The following is a 24,481-nucleotide window of genomic DNA, read 5'->3' as shown; positions in this document are numbered from 1 at the left end:
CAACGTAGGGTTCAAATTTTTGTCAGTTTCAATTCAGTTTTTATCCTGATATCGAGCGGCCCATTGAATGACCTCCTTAGCTCGGTACAATGCTTGGCCACGCGCTGATCGGGTCGACGGCAACCGGATCGCTTTCGGAAAGTCAGGCAAACACGCCATGCGCTCGCGCACGACTGACTCGCTGCGCTTGAGGTAGTTTGCAATGGTTGCGATATCCCACAAGTCGATTTCAATTGGCAATGCCGGCCTGAGTTGCTTTGCCAGCTCGGCGGCGAGTCGGGTGATGAGGTCGCTGTCGTTGTACATCGGTGTGCCTCCTGCGTTGATAGCAGTATTCATGCCTCTTTTCCAGGGCTGCCGTCGATCTGGGTGGCACGCGCTGCGTCTATAGCTTCATCCACAGTCTCCTGCGCAAACTTGACGCCCTTGAACGCCTGCCCAACAGACATATAGAAGGCGCAGATCCCCGGCTCGCTCTTGTCTCGTAACCAGCGATAGCGCACAGCGTCTTTTGCGTCGTCATCGGCTTGCTGCAGTAGGGCCGCGCGGTACTGCCCCATCGTCTGGAACCCTGCGACGTACGCGTTGTCTGCGATCAGCGCACGCAGCGACTGCTGCGGCGTGTTGGTTGATTGTTTCGTCATGCTGTCTTCCGTTCTTGGGCTGCGTGTTGAATTTGAATCTGGCTGCTGTCGATGGCGCCCGGCTTGCCGGCCAGGTAAACCGTCATCGAGATGCGCCCGCCGTCGCGGTTCGCGGTCAGGCAGGTGATGTATTGGTTCAAACCCTGGTAGACCACTGGCCGGCAGCAGTGCATGGACTTGAGCAGGAGCAAATGGTGCCGGTATGCCTCGACATCGTTCGGCTCGTCCTGGTTGTTCGGTACAGGTCCTGTCACCGCGCCTCCTTTGCCTGGCTTGGCGTGCATAGCACGCACGCGGCGCACGCGCCGTACTGCGTCAGCTGCTTTGCCGTGACTACCTTGCCGCACGTGCACCGGCGGCGGCGAAGCGAGACAGGCGCTGTCGCTGCCGTGCGTTCGCGATAGAGATCTGAGCTGATCCTGCTCGGGGTTCCCCAGCTGGTCATGCCGCCCTCGCCATCAGCTGCTCGTGAGCGTTGTTCGCGCGCAGCACGGCGACGGCCGGCGGCGGCGACACGCTGTTGCCGATCATGCGCACCTGGGCGCTACCCGAAAGGCGCTTCGTGGTCGTGCGGCCACGCTTGCAGGCCTTCGTGTAGAAGGGGTCAAGGATGTAGTCGGGCGGGAACCCTTGCGCGTTGGCCAGCTCGCGTGGCACGAGCATGCGCAGGCCGATATCGGCGACTTCCATCAGCTCGCCATTGATCGTCACTAGTTCGGGGTGGTCGGCATCTTTGAGGCTTGGGCAGTACTCGCGCAAGAAGGCGCGGATCTGCTGGCGGCGCTCGGCGGTCAAACCAGGCGGCGTGAGCGTGGTGCGCATCTCCGCGTGGTGTTGGCCGCCTGCGCTGACGGTGCCGAGCGGTTCGTCGGTTGCGGCCGCGGTGCTGGTGCCGCGCAGCTTCACCAGGTTGCTCGTCACGACCGCATGGCGGTTCTCGGTGACCACCGTGCCGAGTGGGCGTGCCACGTCCCAGGTGTCACGATCGCCGTTGCTCTGATTGTCAATGCCGACCAGGTGCGCGGTGATCAGCGAGCTGTGGTCGGACGTCGTCACGGTCGGCGCTGGCTGGTCGACGGGCACACCGACGCCGCCCTGGTAGTGTTTGCACAGGTAGGCGCACGTGACGCCGACGCGGTCCTTCGTGACAATGGTCGGCATTGGCCGGTCGACTGCGACGTTCTGGCTACCGCTTTTGTAGTATTGGACGAGCGACGCTGCGACCATCGCGTGCTTGATGCCACCGGCGACAATCGTGCCCAGCGGCTCCTCGATGTCCAACGCGCGCGGCGCTTGGCCGGGCGCCTCTCCATAACCCATCTGAACGAGTGAGGCCGAGACAAGCGAAAGCTCTCCACGGTTCGCGCACGTGATCGTCGGCAGTGGCGCATCGACGGAATTGATGCGGTCGGCGCCTTGGTGCGTCAGCGGGACGATGAACGGCCGTGCAGCGTCCTTCACGTATCGCTCGAACCCGCGGCCCACTCGGCGCAGCGTGTTGATCGCCAGCGGCTTCTTGCGGTCGAAGATCGACCGGCATGGGATTGACCAGTCGATGCAGTCGGCGGCGGTCACGAACGGCAGCAGCTTCCCGGACTTGACTTCTTTCGAGGCCGGATCGCCGTGCGTCGGTGCTGGCCAGCGGATCGCAATGCCGTCCCGGCGCATCACCATGAACAGGCGTTTGCGGATGGTGCCGGCGCCAAAGTCGCAGGCGCGCAGTACGCGCCATTCGACCTTGTATCCGAGGCCTGCGTAGATTCGCTCGAGCGAGAAGTCATCGCCCAGCGTTGCACGGATTTCGGCCAGGTCAGGGTGGTCCTTCGGCAGGCCAGTGGTCAACGCCAGCACGAACGCGGCGAAGGTGCGGCCCTTGTGTTCCTTGATCGGTCGGCCCTTTTCGTCCAGTGGTCCCCAGCCTTGGAACTCCTCGACGTTCTCCAAGTAGATCGTGCGCGGTGCCAGCAGCACGCCCCACTTCAAGACGACCCATGCTAGGCCGCGCGTGGTCTGGTCGAGTATGTTGAACCCCTTTGCGCGGGAGAAGTGCGTGCAGGTCGGTGAGAACCACGCCGCGCCGAGCGGGCCGTCTCCGATCTCCTTCATCGGGTCGACCAAGAACACGTCCTCGCGGATGTGTCGACTGGTCGGGTGGTTCGCTGCGTGCATCGCCAGTGCCTCGCCGTCGTGGTTAATGGCGATGTCGGGATCGCGGCCATAGGCTTGGCGGATTGCTTCGCTTGCGCCGCCGCCGCCAGCGAAGTTGTCCGCGATGCGCTCGTGGCCGAAGCCCAGGGAGAAGGTGAAATCGTCGCGCTTCATTCTGGCTTCCTTGCCGGTGGCGTCGGCATCGGCATCCAGTGCGTTACGCGTTCTTTTTCGATCGGGAATCCATCCGAATATCGCCACGCTCCATTGACGTGGTAACCGGTCCATGTATCGTCATCGTTCACCGCAATAAGCACCAGTAGGTCGTTGTCGGGCAGTCGCTCGTCGACAGGCGTCCAGGCTTTCTCGCGCTCTTGTTCAAGAAGAGCCACGGCACTGGTGACCATGTCGATGTGCTTGCGGAACGATCGCTTAGCGTCGCGATGCGATTTACTGGAAGGACATTCTGCCGTCTCCACCGCGTCGAGGTGGGCATGTCCAAGGCGAGCCAGCGTTGCGGAGATGGCAGTCGTATTCATGGTTACGCGACCTCCTTGTGTTGCAGCTCGTTCACCGGGACGCGCCACGGTGCACCGTCCAGAGTGCCATTGACGCGTACGAACGCGACGCGAGCGCTGTTGCCGATGTCCGTCTTCAATTCGATGACGGTGCCGCTTTGTGGTCCCACTTCGCTGTCGAAGGTGACAGGCGAGCCGGGGCCGATGGTTTTGCGATTCATGGTGGTCCTTTCAGGTGGTAGTGCTGTAGGAAATTGCGTTGGCGATAAGGGTGCGCAGATCGTCACTGTCTGCTGATCCGTGGGGCACGGACAGGTCGAGCTCGTAGTAGCGCGCCTTGTCACTGATGTATGCCTGGCTGAACTTGATGTTTTCAACCATCCAGTCAACGATCTGCTTGTCTGTCACCTTGGGGCTGGAGCGGCGTGCCAGTGCGCGAGGAGTGACTTTCTCCTTGCCCTCGGCCTTGGCCTGCTCCAGGCCTTCCTGGATGACTGCGCCGGCCTTGCTGCCGTGCTGTTTAACCATCTTGAGTGCGGCGGTACCGGAGATCAGGCCAGCGTTCACCGCCTGGTGCACGTCACTGTTGGCCTCGGCCAGCTGGACCATGTCCTTGACGTGCTGGACCGACTTGCCGCGACGGTTCGCGATCTGCGGTTCGGTCCAGCCGAAGCCAAGCAGCTTGCGGTACTGGACGCCGAGCTGTAGCGGCGTGAGCGCGAGGCCGGATGCGCTGTTGAGCATGTGCGCGACGCGGTCGGCGTCGTTGCCACGGAAGTGGCGACAGTCCAGTGCCTTGACCTCGAAGCCGTCGGCAATCGCTTTGAGCGCTGCGGCGTGGCGGTGGTGACCGTCAACAATCAGGATGTGGCCATCGTCGACGCGCACCTCGAGCGGCGGGAACGTGGCGCCGTTGCGCATGGCCAGCGACATCTCCGCCACGTGTTCCGGGTTCAGCGGGCGGGCATTGAAGCCTTCCTCGATCTCCAGGAGGTGTGGGGCGACGGCAAACGACGTCACCTTCGAGACGTCGTCGCCGTGAATCTTCTTCTCGGCGGCGACCTTGAGCGAAACGAAGGCATTGTTCGGGGGCTGGCTGTTCGGTGTAGTCATCGGGTGTTCAATCGTGGTCGTTGGCCTGCAGCTTCTTCACATCGATCCGTGCGCGGCGCTGCATGTGCCGGCGGGCGAGAGCCTCCAAGATGATCTTGAGGGCCGGGTGTTCGAGCATCTCGTCCAGTCGGGCGTCCGTGTGAAGCGCGCGGTGCACAATTTCAAGGGACGCTCTGTCGGGCGAGATACGTTGCATGGTCAGCTCACGTGTATCCGATGATGGCGCGCCAGGCGGATCGACTGAACGAGCGGCATGCCGAGGAAGCGGTAGTAGCGGTATAGGGATAGGAAGCCCATGACTACCCCCAGAACCGCGCAGGATCGGGCATCGGAATCGGATTGATTACGCGTGCGGCGCACAGCGGGGCAGGAGGCGGTATGTCGAACAGGCCCCAGATCATCGCGTCAAGCTCGTGGTCGCCGAGCGATTCCATGCTGCCGGAGAGACGCGCGACGAATGAAGTGACGCGCAGCTCGGCGTCGGTCGGCGCGTCTTTGCTTACCTGGGCAACGCAGTTAGCAATGGCGGTGCGAAGGCTGGCGACGGTGATCATCAGCCTGCCTTGGTCATGACAGTGATACCGCAGGGGACGTCTGCAAACTTAGCTGCGGCGTCCTCAAAGGCATCGGCAGATGACGCGGCAATTGCGCTGAACACGTGCGCGGTGCCGGCAGTACGGACGGTGACTTGGTAGGTGTTCATGCGAGTTCCATCGAAGTTGATGGAGCAATTATGGGGATTCCGGTATTTCAAGTCAACCGGTTTTCCCATATTCTTGACGAAAAAAAACCCCGCGATAGCGAGGCTCAGGGTGGTGCCAATGCTTGCGATTAGCTAGATCGTTTCAAGACGTACTCAACCATGGGCTTTAGATCGTTCAGTTGCTTGCCTGCACAGTGACGATTCCATGGCTTTGCGGCAGTGCTGAACTTCCCTTTTGTATAGACAGTCTGCTCGAAATTAACGCCACCGAAGCCATTTTTTGCCCTGTACTCGACGCACACTACGCTTGCGTCGTCACTCACGGAAATGGATTCCCACTTTACTGAGTCGGGATCGCGCAGGCCGTGCCTAAGGGCAGTCACTACGAAAATCGCCCGCTGAGAGCGTGACTTATCCGCTGCTTCGGCCTCAATTTGCTCTGGTATTTTGGCAATCGGACGGGGCTTGTCGACGGGTTTTTCATCACCTCTTGATGAGAACACTGAGATTCCGACGCTCACGGCGATGAGTCCCAAAATGACCCGCCCAATGGGGCCCATGCTCACGCGTGGCTTGGCACCACAATGTGGGCACGCTTCCGCCTCGGTGCTAATCCGCGCACCGCACTCTGCACAAGGTTTCAACGCCAATGGTTTCTCCAGTTACACATGTTATAGCCTGCCTGTGACCATGCGTCCAGGTTGATAGACAACCCGCCCAACGATATCGCACTGGCCGCTACGGACGTTCAACGGGCCGAAGTCAGGATTCAATGAGTGCAGATACCATTCGCCAGCCTTGTGTATCAGCTGCTTGATACATGCCTCGCCGTTGAAGTTCACAGCATACAGCTCTCGGCTTCTTGGCTCCCGGTCGGCAGTATTGATCACGACCAGATCATCCTCGAATAGCATTGGCTCCATGCTACAGCCTTTAATAGGCATCGCCAGGAGCTGATGCGGCACCAAGTTATTACTTTCGATGAGGAAGAGCGGCATATGGAGTACGCCGCCATCGTCAGCGATCGGTTCAGTTTCATACCCTGCCACCCCAGCGCGCAGTTTAAGTTTCACTTTGCGTATGGGGACAGTTTCTGGCTCATCGCCAATACGGATTGGGACGACGCTCTTTAGAAATGGGCTGTCGTCCTTCAGGGCAGCTGGAGGACCAGGCAAGTCTACGTTCCTGGCACCCTTTCCGGCCTCCAGCCATAGAGGGCTCACCCCCATAGCCTGTGCGAGGGACGCAACGTAAGTTGTCCCCTGTGATTTTCCAGTCTCGAGGTCGGAAATAGTACTTTGCTTCAGCCCACTGCGTGCGGCCAACTCACCTTGAGTCATGCCGGCATCTTTCCGGGCTTGCTTTAAACGTGCGCTTATCGACATACCGGTATTATCGCGCAGCATTAAACCGGTTTTCCGGTTGACAGAAAATACCGGAGTTCCCATAATGGTGTTCATGGACATCCCTTACACAATTTCGAGCCTCCGGAAGGCTGGGCTTACCCAAACGCAGATCGGTTGCGCCGTTGGGCTCAAGCAAACGTCAATCAGCGATATGGAGGCTGGTAAGGCGGGCATTAAGCGACCGTCCTACGCTGTTGTGAGTGCGCTCCAGAAGCTGGCCGCAGCTCATCAGGTTTCGACCGAACCTGTAGAGCTAGCGGCCAACGCCCCGGGCCCGAGTTCATAGGACCATTTCAACTTTCCCCCGTCCCTGGTAGCCGATAGAGACACTAGCTCGCCAGATTGGACGCAAACCGTCAACCGAATAACCAAATCGTTAGGCCGCTGGCTCTTGGAGCAAGTGGATTTTATTGCGCTCTCTAAGTTGCACATAGGAAATATTATTTAGGAAATGATGCTAAATATTAAGCGCCTTGCTTGAAAAGCAATACCCAAGAATCGGAAGGAAACACTATGGAACTCTTGCCGTCTTATCAGGAAATGATCAAGGTTCACGGCTGGACCGGGACTGCGGCGACTCTTGGCATGACCAGGTCGCAGCTGGAGGCGCGCGTGTACGAAGTCAAAGGCTCCGGCATGCGCGTTGATACCGCGTTGCTGATCCAGGCGCATGCTGGCACTACACACTTCGCACAGGCGATCGCAGCCGCAAGCGGCGGCGTATTTGTCGAGCTGCCGACGGGTGACGGGGCGACTGGCGAGGGCCTGCATGACAAGTTCCACGAGTTGTACACCGAGCTGGGTCGCTTGTCCGGCACCTATACCCATGCGATCAAAGACGGCGAGATCGACCGACGCGAGCGGTCTGAGCTTGAGGACATTTCGCAGCAGATGCACAAGACCATGAAAGAGCTGATGGGCTTGATGTTCCAAGTTTATTGCCGCCCGGCCGTGGCCGGCGTTTCACCGAATCAATCCAATGACAGCTGATCAGCAACCGCCTGGGCCAGTCGTCCGGGCCCAATGGGATGCGTGCGACGACCATCCGGTTGAGCGCACCCCGGAAGAAAAGGCGCGCATCCTCGCGCACCTGCAATGCATGCTGGCCCAGCTTCGCGCATCGAATGGAGGCGACCATGGCAACACTTGACCAGGTCATCGAACAGATGAAGGCCGAAGGCCTGCCTGCACTGCCTGACGGACATCCCCTCTTCAACGGCAAGATCACCCGCTTCGGCCCGAAGAAGAAGGCGTGGTACGTCCTACGTGAAATTGATCTGAGTTCAGGCCTCCGTGTCGTCACTGGCGCCTTCGGCGTGTGGCAGGGCCAGAGCCAGAACGCGATCTCGGTCACGATGGACTGGGAAGGCGTCACCGCCGAAGAGCGCGCCGAGGCCGAGCGCAAGCAGGCAGCTTACGAGCGCGCCGAGGCTGAGCGCAAGCAGCGCAAATCCGAGATGGCGGCAAGCCGCGCGCGCATGGCCTGGGCCGCAGCTGCGGACAGCGATCAACCCTCGGCCTACCTGGCGCGCAAGCGCGTCGGCAGCGAAAAGACCCGCGTCGATGCCGACGGCGTGCTGCTCGTCCCGGTCTTCAAATACAGCGAGACGGGTGCCAAGCTGGCCGGACTGCAGCGCATCCAGCCGGATGGTGAGAAGCGTTTCAGCACCGGCATCGACATGGCTGCTGGCTGCTGCCTGCTGGGCAAGACGACGGATGCGCCTGCGCTGATCGCGATCGGCGAGGGCTATGCCACCTGCGAAACCGTCCGCATGGCCACCGAGTTCGACCTGCCCGTCATGGTGGCGTTCAACGCGGGCAACTTGCTGCCCGTCGCCAAGCGTCTGCGCGCTGACTTCCCCGCCGCCCATCTGTTGTTCCTTGCCGATGATGACATGCGGGTCGTGGCGCGCCTGGCCGAGTCACTGCTGGCCGACTTCGACGTCGAATGGACGCCCGTCATTGACGGCGCCGATCACGAGCTCACGTCGACCAAGGGCGATATCGTGCGCGTACGCGCGACCTGGCGCGAAGATGCCGCCGGCACGCCGTACGTCGAGGCCGACCTGCGCGCGGGCCGCATGGTGCGCCTGCTCAAGTTCGAGAACGCTGGTGTGTCGCGATCGCGCGCTGCGGTCCGCATCGTCGGCAATGCCTCGGTGGTCGTGCCGTCGTTCGCGGTGCGTGGGGCCGACAGCAAGGATTCAGACTTCAACGACCTGTACCTGGCTGAATCGCTCAACGTCGTGCGCGACCAGGTGCGGGCCGCGCGCTCCCTCGCCCTCACGATGGCGCAGGTTCCGACATCGGGCCCGACAGACGCCGAGCCGCCGGCTTACTTGGACGATGTGCCGATGCCAGACGCACCCGCTGCCGAGGCGCCCGTCGACGTGGCCACCTCCATCCGCGTGCCGACGCTCGAAGTATTGCTCGCGCACATGCAGCTGATCTACCCAACGACGGACATCTGGGATGGCCTGCGCAAGCAGCGGCTCAAGAAGTCAGCTTTTGCCGCATGGGTGGGCAAGGACTTGGCCAGCGCCTGGGAGAAAGACACGACGCGCCGCACTATCATGCGCGAATCCCTTCCTACCCTCATTGGCGGCAAGGCCGTCGAAGGCGCGGGCGGCGGCAAGCTGGGCGAGATGCTCGACAACCTCACGCTCCTGCGCGGCACCGAAACGGTGTGGGACGGCATCGGCCAGCAGGTCATGTCGCTGGGCGCCGTGCGCGCCGACTACACCGCCGAGCTGACCGGCAAGTGGCAAGAGCATGCCCAGCGCAAGACGATCGAGGCACGCAATCTAGTGTTCGATCCGACGCAGCAGGCCGACCCGGTCAGTCACGTCAACATCTTCCTCGGCTGGCCGCTGACGCCCAAGCAGGACGACGCGCTCGTCGGCCCGATCCTCGCGCTCCTGGCCTCACTGTGCGATGCAGAGGACAGGGCCGACGAAGCCATGGAATGGATCCTGCGCTGGCTTGCGTACCCGTTGCAGCACCCGGGCGCCAAGATGCAGACCGCGCTGCTGATGTTCGGAGAGAAGCAAGGCACCGGCAAGTCGCTGTTCTTCCAAGACGTGATGCAGCCGATCTATGGCGACTACGGCACGGTGGCCAGTCAGCACCAGTTGGAGTCGAGCTTTACCGCCTGGCGCAGCCGCAAGCTATTCGTGCTGTTCGAAGAGGTGCTGTCGCGCGACGACAAGTACTCCCACAACGGCACGCTCAAGTACATGATTACCGGCAAGACCACCTCGATCAACGAGAAGAACCTGCCGCTGCGTGACGAGCGCAACCACATGAACGCGACGTTCCTCTCGAACGAGCCGCAGCCGATCCCGATCGAGCTGGAGGACCGCCGCTTCATGGTGATTGAGGCGCGGCGCAAGCAGGACCCGGCGTTCTATGCCGAGGTGCAACGCTCCGTCGCGGCCGGTGGCATCCAGGCGTTCTATCACTTCCTGCTGAACCTGCCGCTCGACGGCTTCAACGAACACACCAAGCCACCGATGACGCTGGCCAAAGAGCGCGTGATCGAGTTCGGCCTGGCTGGCTGGATGTCGTTCCATCGCGCTTGGAAGGACGGCTACCTCGACGCGCCGTACACGTCGTGCCTGTCCGAAGACCTGTACATCATCTACAAGCGGTGGTGCGACAAGAGTGGGGAGAAGCCGCTGACGCTATGCAAGTTCGCCGGCTTGATCGGCAGTCGCGAGACCAAGTCGAAGAAGAGCGTGGCTGTCGACAGCAAGCATAAGAAGACCCGAATGGTGTTCGTGGTGGACAACCCTGATTTCCCGGACCCATTAGATGAGCAGATCGCCAAGTTTAGGAAGCTTGGCGACGTACGTGCGGACCGGGCATTGCAGGGTTAAGCAGGGTAGGGAACAAACCCTGCAAGCCGGAGAGCCAGTCTCCATGCGGGTTTCAGCAGGGTATGCAGGGTTTGCGGGGTTTAGCGCACGTAGGCGCGAAACGATGTTGATATGCCGATGTGTTTTTTTTGATGCTCACATCTAAAACAACCCTGCAACCCTACATACCCTGCCAAGAATCAGTATCCATGCGGGTTACAGACTTGCAGGGTTTGGATAACAGGCTGCAAAGCCGGAAAAAGGAGTGAAACGATGCGAATGAATCTGCGAACTGACTTCCCTGCCGTGGCCGCACGGATCGAAGAGCTGGGCCGGCGTGGCCCGATCGTGGCAGCGATTGCGCTGACCCGCACGGCCAAGGACGTCCAGGCTGCGATCAAGGCGGAGATGCGTTCGGTGTTCGATCGTCCAACGCCGTACGCGCTCAACGGCACGTTCCTCAAGCCTGCCACCAAGACCAGCCTCGAGGCGCGCGTCTGGGTCAAGGATGACCCATGGGGCAAGGGCACGCCTGCTGACCGCTTCCTCGGTCCGCAAATCTTCGGCGGCAACCGTGGCCTCAAGGGGATGGAACGCCTACTGCAGGCCAACGGCATGATGCCGAAGGGCTGGTTTGCCATGCCTGGTGACGGTGCGACGCTCGATGCGAACGGCAACGTGCGCCGTGCCCAGATCACCCAGATGCTGTCGCAGCTGAGGGTCCAGCGCGGGGCTGGTCACGAGTCGCGGGCATCGGGAAGCACGCGCTCGAATCGCACCATCGCACGTCAGGGCGTGACGTACTTCGTGCTGCCGAACGGTAACCGTGGACTGCCACCAGGCGTGTACATCAAGCGCCGCTTCGCGCACGGCACGGCGATCAAGCCGATGTTCGTGTTCGTGCAGCAGGCACAGTACAAGACACGCTTGCGCTTCCACGAGATCGGCCAGGCCATCATTGATGCCAAGTTCGTCGGTCACTTCGACGCTGAGTTCAATCGCCCGCGCCCGGGTTCAACCTGAAACCCCCCCGGGGTTAGGTTCTTCCTGGAGCAGGGCTAGCAAGGGTAATTCAGGCCACGTCATCGCACTAGCAGAACCAAAAAACATTTCCTGACAACTGACCTGACAACGAAAAAATATGACGCAAAACCTGACAACCGTCGCCGAGTGGGCAAAGCTGCAAGGCATCTCGCGCCAGTCCGCGTACGACGCGGTGACCAGGTGCGGGATCCCGGTGACCGATGGGAAGGTCGACCCGGAGTACGCGACGCACCTCTACAAAAAACATACCCGCCCGCGCGCGAACGGTCAACGCCCTGACCCCATGGCAAGTGGGGCGCAGCCCAACACCCCGGCGGGTACGGGAGGTCCGGAGTCTGTGACCAAGGTCCCGGGCTACGACAGCAGCCGCGCGCGTCGGGAGGCGGCGGAGGCAGCAGCTGCCGAGATCAAGCTGGCCGAAATGTCGGGTCGGTTCCTGCTCAAGGACGACGTCGATTCGGCTGTGTTCGAGGCGGCACGTGCGCTGCGCGATGGGCTGCTCAACTGCGCCCGTCGCATCGCTGCCGACGTGGCGCCGTTACGTACCGCTGAGGAGTGCGAGGAAGTGATCGAGCGCGAACACCGCATCCTGCTCGAGAGCATGGCGCACGCATTTAACGAGCGTCTGGACGTGCAAATCGAGGAGCATGCCGGATGATTGGCCTCGCATCAGCTGCCGTCATCTTGCGCCCGGCGATCGCGCGTGGCCTGCAGCCTGACCCAAACATGACGGTCGATGAATGGTCGGACCTGCACATGGTGATCCCGAAAGAGTCCGGCGCCAACGAGGCGGGCAAGTACCGCACCGACCGCACGCCGCACGCGCGCGAGGTGATGCGCGCGCTGTCCGACAAGCACTGGTGCAAGACCGTCGCCCTGATGGGCGCATCGCAGATGCTCAAGACGCAAGTCGGCCTGAACTGGTTCTGCTCCACGGTGCACCAGTCCCCGGCCAACTTCCTGTGGATCCTGCCGACCGGCAAACTAGCCAAGCGCACCAGCGCACGCGTGAGCAAGACCATCGCCGCCGTGCACGAGGTGCGCGATCGCGTGGCCGCGCCGCGCTCGCGCGATTCGGTTAACACGCTCGACACAAAAGAATACATTGGCGGCGCGCTGCACATCGTTACCGCCGGCGCGGCCGCCAACCTGTCTGAGATCCCGGCGCGCCGCGTGCTGTTTGACGAGGTCGACCGCGCCAACGCCAACGTGAACGGCGAGGGTGATCCGGTGCAACTGGCAAAGGCGCGCCAGACGTCGTTCGAGCGCAACCGCAAATCGTACTTCCCCAGCTCACCGACGATCACCGGACAGTCGATCATCGAGAATTTGTACCTGCAGGGCACGCGCCAGGAGGCGCTGGCCGACTGCGTGCACTGTGGCCACGAGCAGCCGCTGGTGTTCGAGCGCCTGGATGAGGATGATGCCGGCCAGGCGGTCTACCCATGCAGCGCGTGTGGCGTTGTCATGTACGAGACCGACAAGAACCGCATGTTCGCGCGCGGCGCATGGTCAGCGGGTGTGGCTGGTGATGGCGAGACGGTGAGTTTCACGATCAGCGCGATGTTCGCGCCGTACGGCTGGCTCACCTGGATCGCCCTGCTGCGTGAGTACCGAGCAGCCCGGGCCAAGCTGGACGAGGGCAGCGAAGAGCTGATGATCGTTTTCTACAACACGCGCCTGGCGCGCTGCTGGGAGCGCAAGAAGGAACAGACCAAGGCGACCGAACTCAAGGCGCGGGCCGGAGGTTACAAGCTGGCTACCGTGCCGATGCGCGGCCTGATCCTGACCGCATCGGTCGATACGCAGAACGATCGCCTCGAGCTCAAGGTCGTGGCCTGGGGCGAGGGCATGGAAGATTGGATCGTCGACTACCAGGTCGTGTGGGGATCGCCGACCGAGCAGGCTACGTGGGACAAGCTCGACGCGCTATTGCTGGGCCGGTACCAGCACGCCGGCGGGCGCATGCTCGGCATCGGCGCGACGTTAATCGACTCGGGTGGCGCCCACACCAACGAGGTCTACAACTTTACGCGCACCCGCCAGCACCGGAACATCTACGCGGTCAAGGGCGCATCGACTTCGAATAAGCCGATCCTCGCAGTCAAGCCGACGCTGGTCGACGTGAATTGGATGGGCAAGGTGATGCCGCACGGCGCTAAGATGTGGTTGATCGGTACCGATACCGCAAAGGATTACCTGGCCAGCCGCTACCACCTAGCCGACGGCCCGGGCGCCACGCACTTCCCTGACGGTCTGCCAGACGACTACTACGACCAGCTGACCGCCGAGTTCAGCGTCATCGTCTACAAGCGCGGCCGGAAGGTGCGCGTATGGCAGAAGAAGAAGAGCGACCGCAACGAGGCGGGTGACCTGATGGTCTACAACCTGGCCGCTGCGCACTACCTCGGCTTGCACAAGAAAACGCCTAGCCAATGGCAGCTCGTTCGAGAGAAGGTTTGCCCTGCCACGTCCGACCTGTTCAACGATGCCGCCCCGGTCGACCAGCCCGCCCTGGATGGGGATCAGCCCACCACTGTCATCACCCCACTACCAACTACAACAGCGCAACCAGCAAACGAACCATGGAAACCGAAACCGCCTTCGACCCCATCACCCCACCAGCGCCGGCCAGTCGGGAGGCAGTGGTGACCGCTGCGCTGCTTGACAACGCAGACCTGATCGACACCATCTTCGATTTCATCGAGAAAGAATTCCCAGAGATGCGCCAGCGTGCGCCTGCGCTCAAGCAGCTCGCACGTCGTGAATTCGCTGGCATCCTGACCTACATTCCCCGCCGATCACAGTCCGAACGAGACCGTATCGCGGCCGAAGTCGCGGTGTTGTTCACCGGGCGCAACGTTGCCGAGGTCGCGCGCAAACTGAACATCAGCACAGCGTCGGTCTACCGAATCATCAAGAAGCCCGGCAGCAAAAAATAATTCTCAAGTTTTAAAGAATCAAAACAGCTATGTCGCTACCGTGGGCGACATGGCTATCTCCCAATCAGACATTGATGCACTCGACGCCGCGATCGTATCCGGCGCGCTCTCGGTCGAATTCGACGGGCGGCGCATTACCTACCAAAACACGGCGCAGCTGATCGCTGCCCGGACACATGCGGTGCAGGTCATGAGCGGTAACGTCCGGCGCACCGTTCCCTACATCTTTGGCTTCCGCTTTACAACGAGTCGGGGCGATTGATGATGAATTTCATCGATCGCGTCATCGGCTTCGTCAGTCCGCAGGCCGGTATCGCACGGCACTTCGCGCGCCGCCAGCTGCAGCGCGCCTACGAGGCCGCCAGCCCGCGTGACACCTGGCGCCCGCGCCGGGCCGGCGCGAGCGCGAACGCCGATCACCAAGCCGATGCCAAGGCGCTCCGCAGCAAGGCGCGCGCCTTGGTCCAGAATGTTCCGTACATCTGGGCCGGTATGGACGGCCTGGCGGTGGCGACAGTCGGGTCGGGAATTATTCCGCGTGCCACTGGCCGCGACAAAGAAAAGATCAACGAGCTGCTTACCCCCTGGTTCAAGGTGTGCGATGCCGATGGCCGCTTCGACTTCTTTGGATTCGTGAAAGCTGCCTACATGGCTATGGAGCAGGACGGCGAAGTGCTGGTGCGCAAGCGTACCCGTAGCGCCAGTTCCGGAATGGCTGTCCCGCTCCAGTTGCAGCTGCTCGAAATCGACTGGCTCGACGGTGCCCGGTCGGGCACGCTAAACGGCAACTCGATTGTCAACGGCATCGAGTACGACGTGCTCGGCGCGGTCGCCGCGTACTATCTGTGGGACCAGCACCCCGGCGATGTCGCCGCCGTGCGCGGTCGTTCGCAGAGCCAGCGGGTGCCGGCAAACCAGATCATCCACCTGTTCAACCCGGGCCGCCCGGGGCAGGGTAGGGGCTTCACCCGCTTGGCGCCAGTGATCGCACGCGTGCGCGACCTGCAGCTGTACGAAGATGCCGAGCAGGCGCGCAAGAATCTGGAAGCCCGCCTTTCGGTGCTGGCCAGTGGCGACATCAGCGGTGCGGAGAACCCGGCCAGCATGGGCAACGCAGGCGAGGGCCAGTCTAGCGGCCATCACGACCTGGGCGAGCTGGGCGGTGGCAACATCGTCGGCATGCCACCAGGGATGAACTTCACGGTCATTGAACCGAAAGCTGCGCCAGGCTACGTCGAATACGTCAAGTTTCAGCTGCACCTGATTGCAGCGGGCATCGGTGTGCCTTATCACTTGCTTACCGGCGACATGAACGAGGTGAACTTCAGCAGCGCCCGGGTGCGGCTGTTGGACTTCCGGCGCGCGGTCACGCAGATGCAGTGGCTGACCCTGATCCCGAAGCTGCTGGTGCCCATCCATGACGCGTTCATCGAGCATGCGTACTTGGCTGGCCAGATCAAGTCGCGCGACAAGGCGGTCGATTTCAGCCCGCCGAAGTGGGATTACGTGAACCCTGAGGCAGATGTGAAAGCCGACCTCGCCGAGATCAGCGGCGGCCTGTCGAGCTTCAGCGAAAAGCTGCGGCAGCGCGGCTACGACCCGGAGGTCGTGTACACAGAGCTCGCGAAGGATATCGCCAGGCTGAAGGAGTTGGGCATTCTCGAAACGATGCTGTTTATGCAGCGAGGGAATATGCCCACGCCGCCTGCTGATAGTGCTGCCACATGACCCACCTGCACATGACCACCGAGGTCTCGACCATTCGCGCGTACTCCGCGCCGGGCGGCTACGAAGCGCGCCGCGCGTACGACGGGATCATTACGGTCACGCACCTGACAAGCAGCATCGCGTATGTGCACGGCGCCGTCGGCAAGATCGACCGCGCTGACTACGAGTGCGCACTGAACATGCTCCGCAAGCGCGGCATCACCACGGTGATGTACGAGCGCCGCGGGCAAATGAAAACCATCCAGCTATAAGGTACGGAATGAAATTTGCAGACCGTTTGAAATTAACCGCTACTGACACGGGCGCCGCAATTTATATTCAGGTGTCGTGATGGGTACTGACGTCGTTAACCCCACAATCACGATCACGCCATCGAAGATGGCAGTCAGCACCGGTTCGCCATATACCGCGACAGACGTCGACGGAGTGGCCACCTACGCCTTCCCGAACGCGCAGGGGCAAATTCATTTCACGGCAGATACTGCAGTCGTGGGGCAAAAGTATGACATCTATGTACTGTGGTCCATGGCTGGCACGCCGGGTCAGCCATCGCCTGCATCGGTTAGATTCTACGGGGCCTATGAGCCGTGGACTGAATCTTCAAAACCTGTCTATGCGAACAAGGTGATTAACCTAGTTCCGCCGCAAGGGTCTGGCATCGTTGAGCGGTCGCAGCTGCCATTTTCGTTTACCCGCGAAGATGCGGGCCGGGTTTCGCACTTCAAGATTGGCCGCCAGCAGGACTCCGTGGGCGGCACGATGCGCATCCGAGGATTCGAGCTTGTCCCGACCCCTGCCCTGGTTGAAGCAAGCGTCTCGCCTGCCGGCAACCTGTCGCCGGCAAGCTTCAACACGCCGTACTCAGGCACCAAGGTGATCTCGCTGCTATCGCTGTACACGCCGATCTGGACTACGGCTAACGCAGTCTATGTCGTCGCACCTGTGACCGTTGGCGGCGTGCAGCAATCGCGTCTGGCCAAGCTGAACAAGAACACGTACGAGATGATGCAGGACGTTCAGATCGGCACGGGCACGCACGACACCACGATCGGGCACCGCGACGGTAGCGTGTGTGTGACGGACGACGGCAAGGTCATTACGTACGGCGAGGCGCACCACACTCCATGGAAGGGCCTGTCGTCGCCCACCGAAGACATTTCGGCGCTCGCTGCAACAACTGCGCCTACCGGCCTGGAGACGAATTGCTCGTACCGCCGCTTCTTCCGCAACCAGTTCGACGGCAGCATGTGGATGGGCGCACGCGGTAATGGCTACTTGGCCGGCATCTACAAATGGAACGGCGCCACGTTCGACCGCAAAGGTACTGATTTCCTCGCTGGTAATGCGGCCTCGTATCTCGGCTCTTACGGTATGGAGATCGCCTTTGCGAGCGTTGACACTCTATACGTCACGACGGAGTTCCTGCAGGGCGACGGGCCGTTCACGATGTCGGGCTACCCGCGTCAGAACATCAATCTGATCAAGTCGACGGATGGCGGGGCTACCTTCACTACCATGCGCGGCAAGGCGCTGAATCTTCCACTAGTCAGTGGCACGGATGATAGCGACATTGCATTCCCGAATAACAACCTTAACCACAACTCCAGCGTCGCGCGTATCGGCATTGGCGCTGATGGCCAGCCGCTGCTGGTCGCAAGCTGGCAGCACCCGGACGAAGCTTTCCGTAGCCTGTGGGTGGCCAAGTACAACACCACAACCAACAAGTGGGTGCGCACGCGCCTGATGGCGCACAATGGCTTGCAGGATGCGGGCACGCCGCACGTTGCATATCACGACGGGAAGATCTTCGTCACCGCTGCGACGACCGATGACAATGTACCGGCCACGCTGGGTACTGCAAACCAACTTTACCTTTTCACCACCACCGACTCTGGTGCGACGTGGAAAAAGTATGCGATCACACACCCAGCGGGCGCGTACAGCGGCGCTTACATAGACCAAGCTTCGCTCCGTTTGGACAACAAGCTGCGCCTGCTGCCTGATTTTGAGGCGCAGCCCAATTCGGTTATTTGGGAAATGCCGGTTCCGGGAGGCGACACCACGGCGCCACTGATGGTCGGCGATATTACGGTTTCCGCCATCACCACGTCGGGCGCCACGCTGTCGTGCCCGGCGGCGACAGATGCAGTGGGCGTCACTGGCTACGAATACAGCATCAACGGCGGCACGAGCTACACCGTCATTGCCAACGCCGCTCGTTCAGTCGCGGTTTCCGGTCGGCCTGCAAGCACTGCGCACGCGGTGCGCATGCGCGCCTTCGATGCCGCTGGAAACCGCGCCACGCCGCTGTCGGCAAGCTTCACCACGCTGGCCGAGCAGCCTGCGCAGAATGTGGTGGTGGCCTCGACGGTTGCCGAATCCCGCCGGGTCGCATTCCCGGGCGGTACCCGCGTGGTGGCGTTCGGCAGCGTGCCAGGCGCGCGCACGCCAAACGCTCCCTACCTGGATGCAGGCAAATGGTGGAGCGAGAAACACCCGCTCGACGAACGCTACTGGGTAGCTGACGTTACGATTGATCTGGCCGAGCGCGGCACTACCGCCGTGAAGGTCGACGCCATCGTCGCTGGCGTGACAGTGCTTCAGGATCCCGTCATCCAGGGCAAGCTGATCCCGGTAAAGCTGAGCGGGTTCAATGCAGCGACGAGTGCAGTCAACTTCTGCACGTTCCGCATCACGTGCGCGAATGGCGAACGGTTCGACCGCACGATCTGGTTCAAGCAACCGGCCGGGGCTTGGTGGATCAACAAGGACGCCGATGACCAAAGCTTCTACGTGGCCGATATTGGTAATGACTTGACCGACAGCGGCACTACCGCTACCGGTGTGAAAGCATTCCCGGTCGGTGTGGAGGAGCTTGTACCTGCTGTGCTTCAGGGCTCTTTGATACTAGTGAAGTTGGGCGGGATGGACACGTTGCCGGCTGGCGTCAATTACTGCGATTTCCGTATTGACTGCGCCAATGGTGAGCGCTTCTACCGAAGCATTCAATTTAATAGGGTGGACAACTGATGATCGACGCTTCCAAATTTCCGAGGGTACCGGTAGTACCCGTTGCCGATGTTGGCCAGCCACCGCCAAGCCGAATTGAAAGCACCGCGACTGAGCGGGAAGAAACTAAGTTGGGCGCAATCAAGAATGCGCAAGGCGGTGGTTTGGCGCCGAAGGAGATGGCGCTCCAAAACGGCCGCTATTACGTTGTCACCCCCAGCAGCTAGCTGCTTGGAAATTCTTCTCAGCTTTTAAAGAGTTGAGAATCGGAAATCCGCATCATGCGGATATGCCTACGCCAACCACTCAGCCGAACGACAGCCGCTCCGCTACCGATCCCCGGATCATGCCACCGCTTTCGCGTGGCGCGGAACTCGTCCCATCGACCTACAACGAGATCGACAACACGATCGATGTCGTCTGGACGACTGGCGCGATGGGCCGGCGCTACGACTGGTACAACGATACCCCGTACGACGAAGAACTGGTCGTCACGCCCGAAGCCGTAGACATGACGCGCTTCGACAAGGGTGTCGTCCAGGTCATCGACAACCACGATATTCAGGGTGGCCTCAAGTCGATCCTCGGTATCGCCACCCGTGGCAGCATCCAGAACGGCGAAGGCAGTGCAACGCTGCGGTTATCGACCCGGCCCGAGCTGGCCGGCATCGTCGCCGACATTCGGTCGGGGATCATCCGCTCGATCAGCTTCACCTACCGCGTTTCCAAATACGAGATCACTCGCGCCATCGACCGCACCGATGGCATCAACGTGCCGCTGTACCGCGCCGTCGCGTGGGAGCCGTACGAAATCAGTTTCGTGACCGTCCCGTTCGACGCCGGCGCAAGTTCGCGCAGTGCACCTCAGAACGGTCACCCATGCGAATTCATCACCCGGGCGCCGGCCCTTTCCGCTCCATCCAACCAGGAAGACAATATGCCAAATACCACCCAGCCGGGCGCCCCGAATCCAGCGCCTATCGATCCAACCCGCGCCGCTCCTGCGCCTGCTCCTGCGCCAGCCCCTGCACCAGTGTCGGCGCCAGCGCCGGTCGTGCCAGCCGTCACCGATGATGTTGCCTCGCGCGCTGCGCAGGATGCCGTCGCTCGCTCGGCTGACATTATCGATCTGTGCGCCCGTCACGGCGTCACCAACCTGGCCGCCGGTCTGATCCGTGGTGGCAGCTCCGTCGATCAAGCACGCGCCGCCGTGCTGGACGAGATGGCCCGCAACTCGACCGCGGGCGGCGGCCACCAGAACACCCGCATTCAGCTGGTGGGCGACGTGGAGCAAACGCGCATGGCCGGCATGGAAGAAGCGATCATGCACCGCGTTTACGCCCGTACGAAGATGACCGAGAACGGCGCGCAGTTCCGTGGCATGAGCCTGCTCGAGCTGGGGCGCGACTTCCTGGAAGCGCGTGGTGTTTCGACGCGTGGCATGGATCGAATGCAGTTGGCCACAAATATGTTGAACTTCCGTTCGGCCGGCATGCATGGCACCAGCGACTTCGCAGCTCTGTTCGGCAACGTTGCCAACAAGCGCATGCGGGATGCCTACGCCGAAAACGCCGGCACCTACACGCAGTGGGCACGCCAAGCACCGAACGCGCCCGACTTCAAGAACATCAGCGTCGTGCAGATGTCCGGCGCGCCGGAGCTGCTGCGCACCAACGAGCATGGAGAATTCACGTACGGCACGATGAGCGACGCAGGTCAGTTCTATTCGCTCGTTACCTTCGGCCGTATGGTTGCGCTGACTCGTCAAGCTATTGTCAACGACGACCTGCGCGCATTCGAGAAGCTGGTGACTGCGTTTGGCGCAAGTGCGAGTCGCCTGGAAAACCGCCTGGTGTACAGCCAGCTCACAAGCAATCCGGCTATGGGCGATGGCAAATCACTGTTTAGCGCCGACCACAAAAACATTGGCTCGGGCGTCGGCTCGGCGCTGACGCTGGACGCACTGAAGGCCGGCCGCAAAGCGATTCGCCTGCAACGAGGGCTGCAGGACGAAGAGCTCAACCTGGCGCCCAACTTCCTGATTGTTCCGGCTTCGCTCGAACAGGAAGCTTACGCGCTGACCAGTGCGAACTACGTGCCGGCCAAGCAGGCCGACATTAACGAATTCCGCGCTGGTGGTCGCACGGCTGTTGAGCCGATCGTCGAGCCTATCCTGGATCGTGCGAGCGAAACCGCATGGTACCTCGGCAGCAACAACAGCCAGATCGACACGGTCGAGTACTGCTACCTGGACGGCGCGGAAGGCCCGGTCATCGAAAGCCAAAACGGTTTCGAGATCGATGGCGTGACCTGGAAGTGCCGCCTCGACTTCGCGGCCAAGGTTGTGGACCACCGTGGTCTGTACCAGGGCGTCGGCAAGTAAGCCGCTGCTGCCAGCTCATCCACCATCACAGGAATCGAACATGAAGAATTTCATCCAGACCGGCGACACGCTCACCGTCATTGCGCCAGCCAACGTGCTGGGCGGCCAGGCGGTACTGGTCGGCGCGCTCTTCGGCATCGCCGGCAACGACGCCCTGCAGGGTACTCAGGTCGAGATCAAGCGCACGGGCGTGTACTCCCTCGCGGCTACAACTGCCGATACCGGCGCGGCCGGCGCCAAGATCTACTGGGACAACACCGCGAAACGTCTGACCACGACCGCTACCAGCAACACCCTGGTCGGCGCATTGACCGCAGCCAAGGGCGGCACCGAGACCAGCGCGACCGTGCTGCTCGACGGCGTCATCCGCTAACTCACGCGCATGCTCTTCGCTAACCTCCAGCTGGCCGCGAACAGCGCCGTCCTGAATCACCTTGCTAACAAGCAGGTGACGATCGGTGGCGCGGTCGTGCCGGGCATCTTCCGCAACCTGGCCAGCGAAGCGCAACTGGGTGGCGGTGTCGCATCGAGCAGTCCGGTCGTGACCGTCGCAAGCAGCGCAGTGATGGCTGAGCCGGTGGGGCAGGAGATCACGATCGATGCAGTGCGGTACGAGATTCTCACGGCAGATCCAGATAACACCGGGCTGACGATTCTTGCTCTGACCATCGTGCGATGAGAACTGCCTTCGCAAACATCGTCACTGCGGTCATCGCAGCACTTGAGGCGCAGCCGCCCGTGTGCAACGCGATCTACCGCGCCCGGGCGATGGCAGTGCCAGAGCAGGACAAGCTGGCGATCAGCGTGCAGTGGGAGCAGTCGGTGCCAACCGGCGGCACGATCAACGGTGCGCCAATCGATTGGACAACCCGTCTCACCGTCGAATGCTATGCGAGCGGCACGAGCGAAAGCGGCGACCTCGCAGTCGACCCGCTGCTTAAGGCGGTGTTCGAACGCTTGGCCGCCAACTCGACGCTGGATGGCGTCGTTACCGATCTGCAGGTGATCGGCGTCGAAGCCGAGAACACGACAGACGGAAAAAAAACCGGGTGGGTTCGTCTCACCTATACCGCAGATCACCGCACCAGCAACTTCACATTGAGCTGACATGAATATCGACAAGACGCAAACCGAGCGCGAGATCCCGCCGCCACCTGGTGGTGGCTCCTGGACATTTGACCGGGCCGATTGGAAGTGGGTCTCCAACGACCCGGCTCCAGTTCCTGCCGACGAAACCCCAGCCGTTGCCGTCGAGTACGACGACGCGGCCAGCCAGGAGTAAGCAATGCCCCGTCTGATCAAGAACACTATCGTCACTGCCAAGGTGCAGACGACTGCTGGCGTGGATGCGGCGCCGACCGGCGCGGCCAATGCCGTGCTCATGTCGGAAGGCAGCATCACGCCGCTCGACGCGCAGGCTATTGACCGCTCGCTGATCCGCGGCTACTTCGGTGGCAGCGAGCAGCTCGTTGGCCCGGCCAGCGTCAAGCTTACCTACGCTGTCGAGTTGGCTGGTTCCGGCGTGGCCGGCACTGCCCCCGCGTGGGGCCAGCTGCTGCAGGGCTGCGCCGTCGCTGAAGGCATGCTGACCACGCCAGCGCGTGTGGAATACATGCCAGTGTCCACGTCGCTCAAAATGCTCACGCAGTACTACTACGACGATGGCGCGCTGCACAAGCTGCTGGACTCGATGGGTAACTGCACCCTGTCCGCAAAGGTAGGCGAACGCCCGATGCTGCGCTTCGAATGGACTGGCCTGGACGGCGGCATTGCCGTGGCGCCAAACGCTACCGGTGTCTTCACGCCGTGGAAGAAGCCTGTTGCCCTGACCAAGGCGAACGTCATCGACATCACGTTGGGTGGCACCTACGCTGCCGGCGCGCTCAGTGGCGGTACCGTCTACAACAGCACCGGCCTTGAGCTGAACTTCGGCAACGTTGTCAACTTCAGCGCGATGCTCAGCACCGAGACCGTCGATATCTCGGATCGCCAGTCGACCGCGACGATCGAGCTGGAACTGACGGCCGCGCAGGAGGTCGCGCTGATGGCGTCGGTCAAGGCCAACGAGACGCAGGCACTGGGCTTCACCATCGGCACCGCTGCCGGCAACAAGGTACTCGTCTTCGCACCCGCCGCCCAGCTGACCAACCCGCGGAAATCGGAACTGAACGGCAAGCGCTTGATCGGCTTCGACGTGCGCCTGATCCCGGTCAACGGCAACGACGAGTGGCGCATCGTCGTTCTGTAACACCAACCCATTCCACAACTGAAAGGAAACGCCATGGCGTTCAAGCTCGTAAAGCGCAACAAGATCGCGGTCACCGTCAAAGGCACGCTGCCTGATGAGAACGGCAAGCCAGTCAATTTCGATTTCAAGCTGCACTGCCGCCGCCTGAACCAGGATGAAGTCGATGCTGCTATCAAAGATAAAAACGGCGATGTGAAAAAGTTCATCCGTGATATCGCCGAAGGCTGGGAAGGCGTCCTTGCCGATGCCGGTACACCCCTGGACTTTTCGCCGGAGCAGTTCGACGACATGATCAACAACGTCGGCATGCCGGTCGTGATCATGCGCTCCTACCTGGAGCAGGTGGCAGCAGTCGCAAAAAACTGACAGAGGTCGCGCGTCTTATGGCGCGCGGCCAAATCGAGTTTGGCTGCGATGCGCCCGCTGAACTTGATCATGTCAACGATGCGCTCGCTGCTCTTGGCCTGTACGCCGTAGAGGGCGTTGCGCTAGACCAAGACGAGTTCTGGCTCTGGCCCGAGAGCAGCGATGCATTTGACATGTGGCTTGCCATCCAGACGCAATGGGCCGTCAGCATGGGTGGGATAACAGGCTTGAACTACCCGGGAGTGGAAACGTGCATGCGGCTGCGGGGCCTGAAGAAGAAGGCCCGAGCGAGCTTGTTTCTGCTGATTCAAATGATGGAACGAGCGAGCCTTGAAGAGTGGGCTCGCCAACGCAAGAACTAGGGAACCGGGA

31 protein-coding genes are annotated in these 24,481 nt (G+C 61.5%); 19 read left to right on the top strand and 12 right to left on the bottom strand.

The window, feature by feature from the left end; translation table 11 throughout:
* Positions 1–33: 33 nt before the first annotated feature.
* The 12 genes from AC56LH_RS17010 to AC56LH_RS16955 all read right to left on the bottom strand — a co-directional run bounded on the left by AC56LH_RS17010 (position 34) and on the right by AC56LH_RS16955 (position 6,586).
* Positions 34–339, bottom strand: coding sequence for a hypothetical protein (locus AC56LH_RS17010; protein WP_499647956.1), 306 nt, complete (start codon positions 337–339; stop codon positions 34–36).
* The gene (locus tag AC56LH_RS17005; protein WP_499647954.1) at positions 336–644 is read right to left on the bottom strand and encodes a hypothetical protein; all 309 of its coding nucleotides are present in this window, start codon (positions 642–644) and stop codon (positions 336–338) included. The genes AC56LH_RS17010 and AC56LH_RS17005 overlap by 4 nt, the downstream gene beginning before the upstream one ends.
* A complete protein-coding gene (locus AC56LH_RS17000; RefSeq protein ID WP_499647952.1) occupies positions 641–928 on the bottom strand; it encodes a hypothetical protein in 288 nt (95 codons plus the stop codon). Before AC56LH_RS17000 ends, AC56LH_RS17005 begins: the two co-directional genes overlap by 4 nt.
* Before the next feature lie 157 nt (positions 929–1,085).
* Positions 1,086–2,966, bottom strand: coding sequence for a DNA cytosine methyltransferase (locus AC56LH_RS16995; RefSeq protein ID WP_499647950.1), 1,881 nt, complete (start codon positions 2,964–2,966; stop codon positions 1,086–1,088).
* Positions 2,963–3,331: a DUF551 domain-containing protein gene (locus AC56LH_RS16990; RefSeq protein WP_499647948.1), complete on the bottom strand. Its 369-nt coding sequence runs from the start codon at positions 3,329–3,331 to the stop codon at positions 2,963–2,965. The genes AC56LH_RS16995 and AC56LH_RS16990 overlap by 4 nt, the downstream gene beginning before the upstream one ends.
* Before the next feature lie 2 nt (positions 3,332–3,333).
* Positions 3,334–3,531, bottom strand: a complete 198-nt coding sequence (locus tag AC56LH_RS16985; RefSeq protein ID WP_499647946.1) for a hypothetical protein — start codon at positions 3,529–3,531, stop codon at positions 3,334–3,336.
* 10 nt (positions 3,532–3,541) lie between these two features.
* Entirely contained in the window at positions 3,542–4,423 is an 882-nt protein-coding gene (locus AC56LH_RS16980) for a ParB/RepB/Spo0J family partition protein (RefSeq protein WP_499647944.1), read from the bottom strand.
* A gap of 7 nt (positions 4,424–4,430) precedes the next feature.
* On the bottom strand, positions 4,431–4,619 hold the full coding sequence (locus AC56LH_RS16975; RefSeq protein WP_499647942.1) for a hypothetical protein: 189 nt from the start codon (positions 4,617–4,619) through the stop codon (positions 4,431–4,433).
* A gap of 103 nt (positions 4,620–4,722) precedes the next feature.
* Positions 4,723–4,977 carry a hypothetical protein gene (locus AC56LH_RS16970; protein ID WP_499647940.1) on the bottom strand — a complete coding sequence of 85 codons (255 nt, stop codon included), beginning with the start codon at positions 4,975–4,977 and terminating at the stop codon, positions 4,723–4,725.
* Positions 4,977–5,126 carry a hypothetical protein gene (locus AC56LH_RS16965; protein ID WP_499647938.1) on the bottom strand — a complete coding sequence of 50 codons (150 nt, stop codon included), beginning with the start codon at positions 5,124–5,126 and terminating at the stop codon, positions 4,977–4,979. Before AC56LH_RS16965 ends, AC56LH_RS16970 begins: the two co-directional genes overlap by 1 nt.
* A gap of 128 nt (positions 5,127–5,254) precedes the next feature.
* On the bottom strand, positions 5,255–5,686 hold the full coding sequence (locus AC56LH_RS16960; protein WP_499647936.1) for a hypothetical protein: 432 nt from the start codon (positions 5,684–5,686) through the stop codon (positions 5,255–5,257).
* Between the two features lie 111 nt (positions 5,687–5,797).
* Positions 5,798–6,586 carry a S24 family peptidase gene (locus AC56LH_RS16955; protein ID WP_499647934.1) on the bottom strand — a complete coding sequence of 263 codons (789 nt, stop codon included), beginning with the start codon at positions 6,584–6,586 and terminating at the stop codon, positions 5,798–5,800.
* A 459-nt stretch (positions 6,587–7,045) separates the two neighbouring features.
* Here AC56LH_RS16955 and AC56LH_RS16950 point away from each other — a divergent pair, with 459 nt between their 5' ends.
* From AC56LH_RS16950 to AC56LH_RS16860, 19 genes are all read left to right on the top strand, one after another.
* Positions 7,046–7,522 carry a YmfL family putative regulatory protein gene (locus AC56LH_RS16950; protein ID WP_499647932.1) on the top strand — a complete coding sequence of 159 codons (477 nt, stop codon included), beginning with the start codon at positions 7,046–7,048 and terminating at the stop codon, positions 7,520–7,522.
* 146 nt (positions 7,523–7,668) lie between these two features.
* Entirely contained in the window at positions 7,669–10,410 is a 2,742-nt protein-coding gene (locus AC56LH_RS16945) for a DUF5906 domain-containing protein (protein ID WP_499647930.1), read from the top strand.
* 258 nt (positions 10,411–10,668) lie between these two features.
* The gene (locus tag AC56LH_RS16940; protein ID WP_499647928.1) at positions 10,669–11,412 is read left to right on the top strand and encodes a hypothetical protein; all 744 of its coding nucleotides are present in this window, start codon (positions 10,669–10,671) and stop codon (positions 11,410–11,412) included.
* A 118-nt stretch (positions 11,413–11,530) separates the two neighbouring features.
* Positions 11,531–12,091: a hypothetical protein gene (locus AC56LH_RS16935; RefSeq protein WP_499647926.1), complete on the top strand. Its 561-nt coding sequence runs from the start codon at positions 11,531–11,533 to the stop codon at positions 12,089–12,091.
* Positions 12,088–14,085, top strand: a complete 1,998-nt coding sequence (locus AC56LH_RS16930) for a phage terminase large subunit family protein (protein WP_499647924.1) — start codon at positions 12,088–12,090, stop codon at positions 14,083–14,085. Before AC56LH_RS16935 ends, AC56LH_RS16930 begins: the two co-directional genes overlap by 4 nt.
* Complete coding sequence (locus AC56LH_RS16925) at positions 14,019–14,375, top strand: Mor transcription activator family protein (RefSeq protein WP_499647922.1); 357 nt, start codon at positions 14,019–14,021, stop codon at positions 14,373–14,375. The genes AC56LH_RS16930 and AC56LH_RS16925 overlap by 67 nt, the downstream gene beginning before the upstream one ends.
* Before the next feature lie 49 nt (positions 14,376–14,424).
* Complete coding sequence (locus tag AC56LH_RS16920; RefSeq protein WP_499647920.1) at positions 14,425–14,637, top strand: phage head-tail joining protein; 213 nt, start codon at positions 14,425–14,427, stop codon at positions 14,635–14,637.
* A complete protein-coding gene (locus AC56LH_RS16915; RefSeq protein ID WP_499647918.1) occupies positions 14,637–16,103 on the top strand; it encodes a phage portal protein in 1,467 nt (488 codons plus the stop codon). The genes AC56LH_RS16920 and AC56LH_RS16915 overlap by 1 nt, the downstream gene beginning before the upstream one ends.
* The gene (locus AC56LH_RS16910; RefSeq protein ID WP_499647916.1) at positions 16,100–16,354 is read left to right on the top strand and encodes a hypothetical protein; all 255 of its coding nucleotides are present in this window, start codon (positions 16,100–16,102) and stop codon (positions 16,352–16,354) included. Before AC56LH_RS16915 ends, AC56LH_RS16910 begins: the two co-directional genes overlap by 4 nt.
* A 79-nt stretch (positions 16,355–16,433) precedes the next feature.
* A complete protein-coding gene (locus AC56LH_RS16905; protein ID WP_499647914.1) occupies positions 16,434–19,133 on the top strand; it encodes a hypothetical protein in 2,700 nt (899 codons plus the stop codon).
* Positions 19,133–19,339, top strand: a complete 207-nt coding sequence (locus AC56LH_RS16900) for a hypothetical protein (protein ID WP_499647912.1) — start codon at positions 19,133–19,135, stop codon at positions 19,337–19,339. The genes AC56LH_RS16905 and AC56LH_RS16900 overlap by 1 nt, the downstream gene beginning before the upstream one ends.
* A gap of 119 nt (positions 19,340–19,458) precedes the next feature.
* Positions 19,459–21,495: a prohead protease/major capsid protein fusion protein gene (locus AC56LH_RS16895; RefSeq protein WP_499647910.1), complete on the top strand. Its 2,037-nt coding sequence runs from the start codon at positions 19,459–19,461 to the stop codon at positions 21,493–21,495.
* Between the two features lie 40 nt (positions 21,496–21,535).
* On the top strand, positions 21,536–21,868 hold the full coding sequence (locus tag AC56LH_RS16890; RefSeq protein WP_499647908.1) for a DUF2190 family protein: 333 nt from the start codon (positions 21,536–21,538) through the stop codon (positions 21,866–21,868).
* A gap of 9 nt (positions 21,869–21,877) precedes the next feature.
* Positions 21,878–22,174 carry a head-tail joining protein gene (locus AC56LH_RS16885; protein ID WP_499647906.1) on the top strand — a complete coding sequence of 99 codons (297 nt, stop codon included), beginning with the start codon at positions 21,878–21,880 and terminating at the stop codon, positions 22,172–22,174.
* Positions 22,171–22,602, top strand: coding sequence for a hypothetical protein (locus tag AC56LH_RS16880; RefSeq protein ID WP_499647904.1), 432 nt, complete (start codon positions 22,171–22,173; stop codon positions 22,600–22,602). The genes AC56LH_RS16885 and AC56LH_RS16880 overlap by 4 nt, the downstream gene beginning before the upstream one ends.
* 1 nt (position 22,603) lies before the next feature.
* Complete coding sequence (locus tag AC56LH_RS16875; RefSeq protein WP_499647902.1) at positions 22,604–22,777, top strand: hypothetical protein; 174 nt, start codon at positions 22,604–22,606, stop codon at positions 22,775–22,777.
* A 3-nt stretch (positions 22,778–22,780) separates the two neighbouring features.
* Positions 22,781–23,743: a phage tail tube protein gene (locus AC56LH_RS16870; RefSeq protein WP_499647900.1), complete on the top strand. Its 963-nt coding sequence runs from the start codon at positions 22,781–22,783 to the stop codon at positions 23,741–23,743.
* Between the two features lie 33 nt (positions 23,744–23,776).
* Positions 23,777–24,109: a hypothetical protein gene (locus AC56LH_RS16865; protein WP_499647898.1), complete on the top strand. Its 333-nt coding sequence runs from the start codon at positions 23,777–23,779 to the stop codon at positions 24,107–24,109.
* 17 nt (positions 24,110–24,126) lie between these two features.
* Entirely contained in the window at positions 24,127–24,471 is a 345-nt protein-coding gene (locus tag AC56LH_RS16860) for a DUF1799 domain-containing protein (RefSeq protein WP_499647896.1), read from the top strand.
* Positions 24,472–24,481: the final 10 nt, after the last annotated feature.

This window comes from Telluria sp. LT1R51-2 (assembly GCF_059685775.1).
The sequence above is the reverse complement of the archived record's forward strand: the minus strand, read 5'-3'. Positions and strand labels throughout refer to the sequence as shown.

Bases quoted from the DNA above. Each gene is read 5' to 3' on its own strand.
- AC56LH_RS17010 (WP_499647956.1), bottom strand. From the start codon at position 339: ATGAATACTGCTATCAACGCAGGAGGCACACCGATGTACAACGACAGC.
- AC56LH_RS16990 (WP_499647948.1), bottom strand. From the start codon at position 3,331: ATGAATACGACTGCCATCTCCGCAACGCTGGCTCGCCTTGGACATGCC.
- AC56LH_RS16965 (WP_499647938.1), bottom strand. From the start codon at position 5,126: ATGAACACCTACCAAGTCACCGTCCGTACTGCCGGCACCGCGCACGTG.
- AC56LH_RS16970 (WP_499647940.1), bottom strand. From the start codon at position 4,977: ATGATCACCGTCGCCAGCCTTCGCACCGCCATTGCTAACTGCGTTGCC.
- AC56LH_RS16870 (WP_499647900.1), top strand. From the start codon at position 22,781: ATGCCCCGTCTGATCAAGAACACTATCGTCACTGCCAAGGTGCAGACG.
- AC56LH_RS16880 (WP_499647904.1), top strand. From the start codon at position 22,171: ATGAGAACTGCCTTCGCAAACATCGTCACTGCGGTCATCGCAGCACTT.
- AC56LH_RS16865 (WP_499647898.1), top strand. From the start codon at position 23,777: ATGGCGTTCAAGCTCGTAAAGCGCAACAAGATCGCGGTCACCGTCAAA.
- AC56LH_RS16980 (WP_499647944.1), bottom strand. From the start codon at position 4,423: ATGACTACACCGAACAGCCAGCCCCCGAACAATGCCTTCGTTTCGCTC.
- AC56LH_RS16890 (WP_499647908.1), top strand. From the start codon at position 21,536: ATGAAGAATTTCATCCAGACCGGCGACACGCTCACCGTCATTGCGCCA.
- AC56LH_RS16875 (WP_499647902.1), top strand. From the start codon at position 22,604: ATGAATATCGACAAGACGCAAACCGAGCGCGAGATCCCGCCGCCACCT.
- AC56LH_RS16955 (WP_499647934.1), bottom strand. From the start codon at position 6,586: ATGAACACCATTATGGGAACTCCGGTATTTTCTGTCAACCGGAAAACC.
- AC56LH_RS16950 (WP_499647932.1), top strand. From the start codon at position 7,046: ATGGAACTCTTGCCGTCTTATCAGGAAATGATCAAGGTTCACGGCTGG.
- AC56LH_RS16915 (WP_499647918.1), top strand. From the start codon at position 14,637: ATGATGAATTTCATCGATCGCGTCATCGGCTTCGTCAGTCCGCAGGCC.
- AC56LH_RS16900 (WP_499647912.1), top strand. From the start codon at position 19,133: ATGATCGACGCTTCCAAATTTCCGAGGGTACCGGTAGTACCCGTTGCC.
- AC56LH_RS16905 (WP_499647914.1), top strand. From the start codon at position 16,434: ATGGGTACTGACGTCGTTAACCCCACAATCACGATCACGCCATCGAAG.
- AC56LH_RS16925 (WP_499647922.1), top strand. From the start codon at position 14,019: ATGGAAACCGAAACCGCCTTCGACCCCATCACCCCACCAGCGCCGGCC.
- AC56LH_RS16895 (WP_499647910.1), top strand. From the start codon at position 19,459: ATGCCACCGCTTTCGCGTGGCGCGGAACTCGTCCCATCGACCTACAAC.
- AC56LH_RS16995 (WP_499647950.1), bottom strand. From the start codon at position 2,966: ATGAAGCGCGACGATTTCACCTTCTCCCTGGGCTTCGGCCACGAGCGC.
- AC56LH_RS16960 (WP_499647936.1), bottom strand. From the start codon at position 5,686: ATGGGCCCCATTGGGCGGGTCATTTTGGGACTCATCGCCGTGAGCGTC.
- AC56LH_RS16910 (WP_499647916.1), top strand. From the start codon at position 16,100: ATGACCCACCTGCACATGACCACCGAGGTCTCGACCATTCGCGCGTAC.
- AC56LH_RS16885 (WP_499647906.1), top strand. From the start codon at position 21,878: ATGCTCTTCGCTAACCTCCAGCTGGCCGCGAACAGCGCCGTCCTGAAT.
- AC56LH_RS16930 (WP_499647924.1), top strand. From the start codon at position 12,088: ATGATTGGCCTCGCATCAGCTGCCGTCATCTTGCGCCCGGCGATCGCG.
- AC56LH_RS16945 (WP_499647930.1), top strand. From the start codon at position 7,669: ATGGCAACACTTGACCAGGTCATCGAACAGATGAAGGCCGAAGGCCTG.
- AC56LH_RS17005 (WP_499647954.1), bottom strand. From the start codon at position 644: ATGACGAAACAATCAACCAACACGCCGCAGCAGTCGCTGCGTGCGCTG.
- AC56LH_RS16975 (WP_499647942.1), bottom strand. From the start codon at position 4,619: ATGCAACGTATCTCGCCCGACAGAGCGTCCCTTGAAATTGTGCACCGC.
- AC56LH_RS16860 (WP_499647896.1), top strand. From the start codon at position 24,127: ATGGCGCGCGGCCAAATCGAGTTTGGCTGCGATGCGCCCGCTGAACTT.
- AC56LH_RS17000 (WP_499647952.1), bottom strand. From the start codon at position 928: ATGCACGCCAAGCCAGGCAAAGGAGGCGCGGTGACAGGACCTGTACCG.
- AC56LH_RS16920 (WP_499647920.1), top strand. From the start codon at position 14,425: ATGGCTATCTCCCAATCAGACATTGATGCACTCGACGCCGCGATCGTA.
- AC56LH_RS16935 (WP_499647926.1), top strand. From the start codon at position 11,531: ATGACGCAAAACCTGACAACCGTCGCCGAGTGGGCAAAGCTGCAAGGC.
- AC56LH_RS16985 (WP_499647946.1), bottom strand. From the start codon at position 3,531: ATGAATCGCAAAACCATCGGCCCCGGCTCGCCTGTCACCTTCGACAGC.
- AC56LH_RS16940 (WP_499647928.1), top strand. From the start codon at position 10,669: ATGAATCTGCGAACTGACTTCCCTGCCGTGGCCGCACGGATCGAAGAG.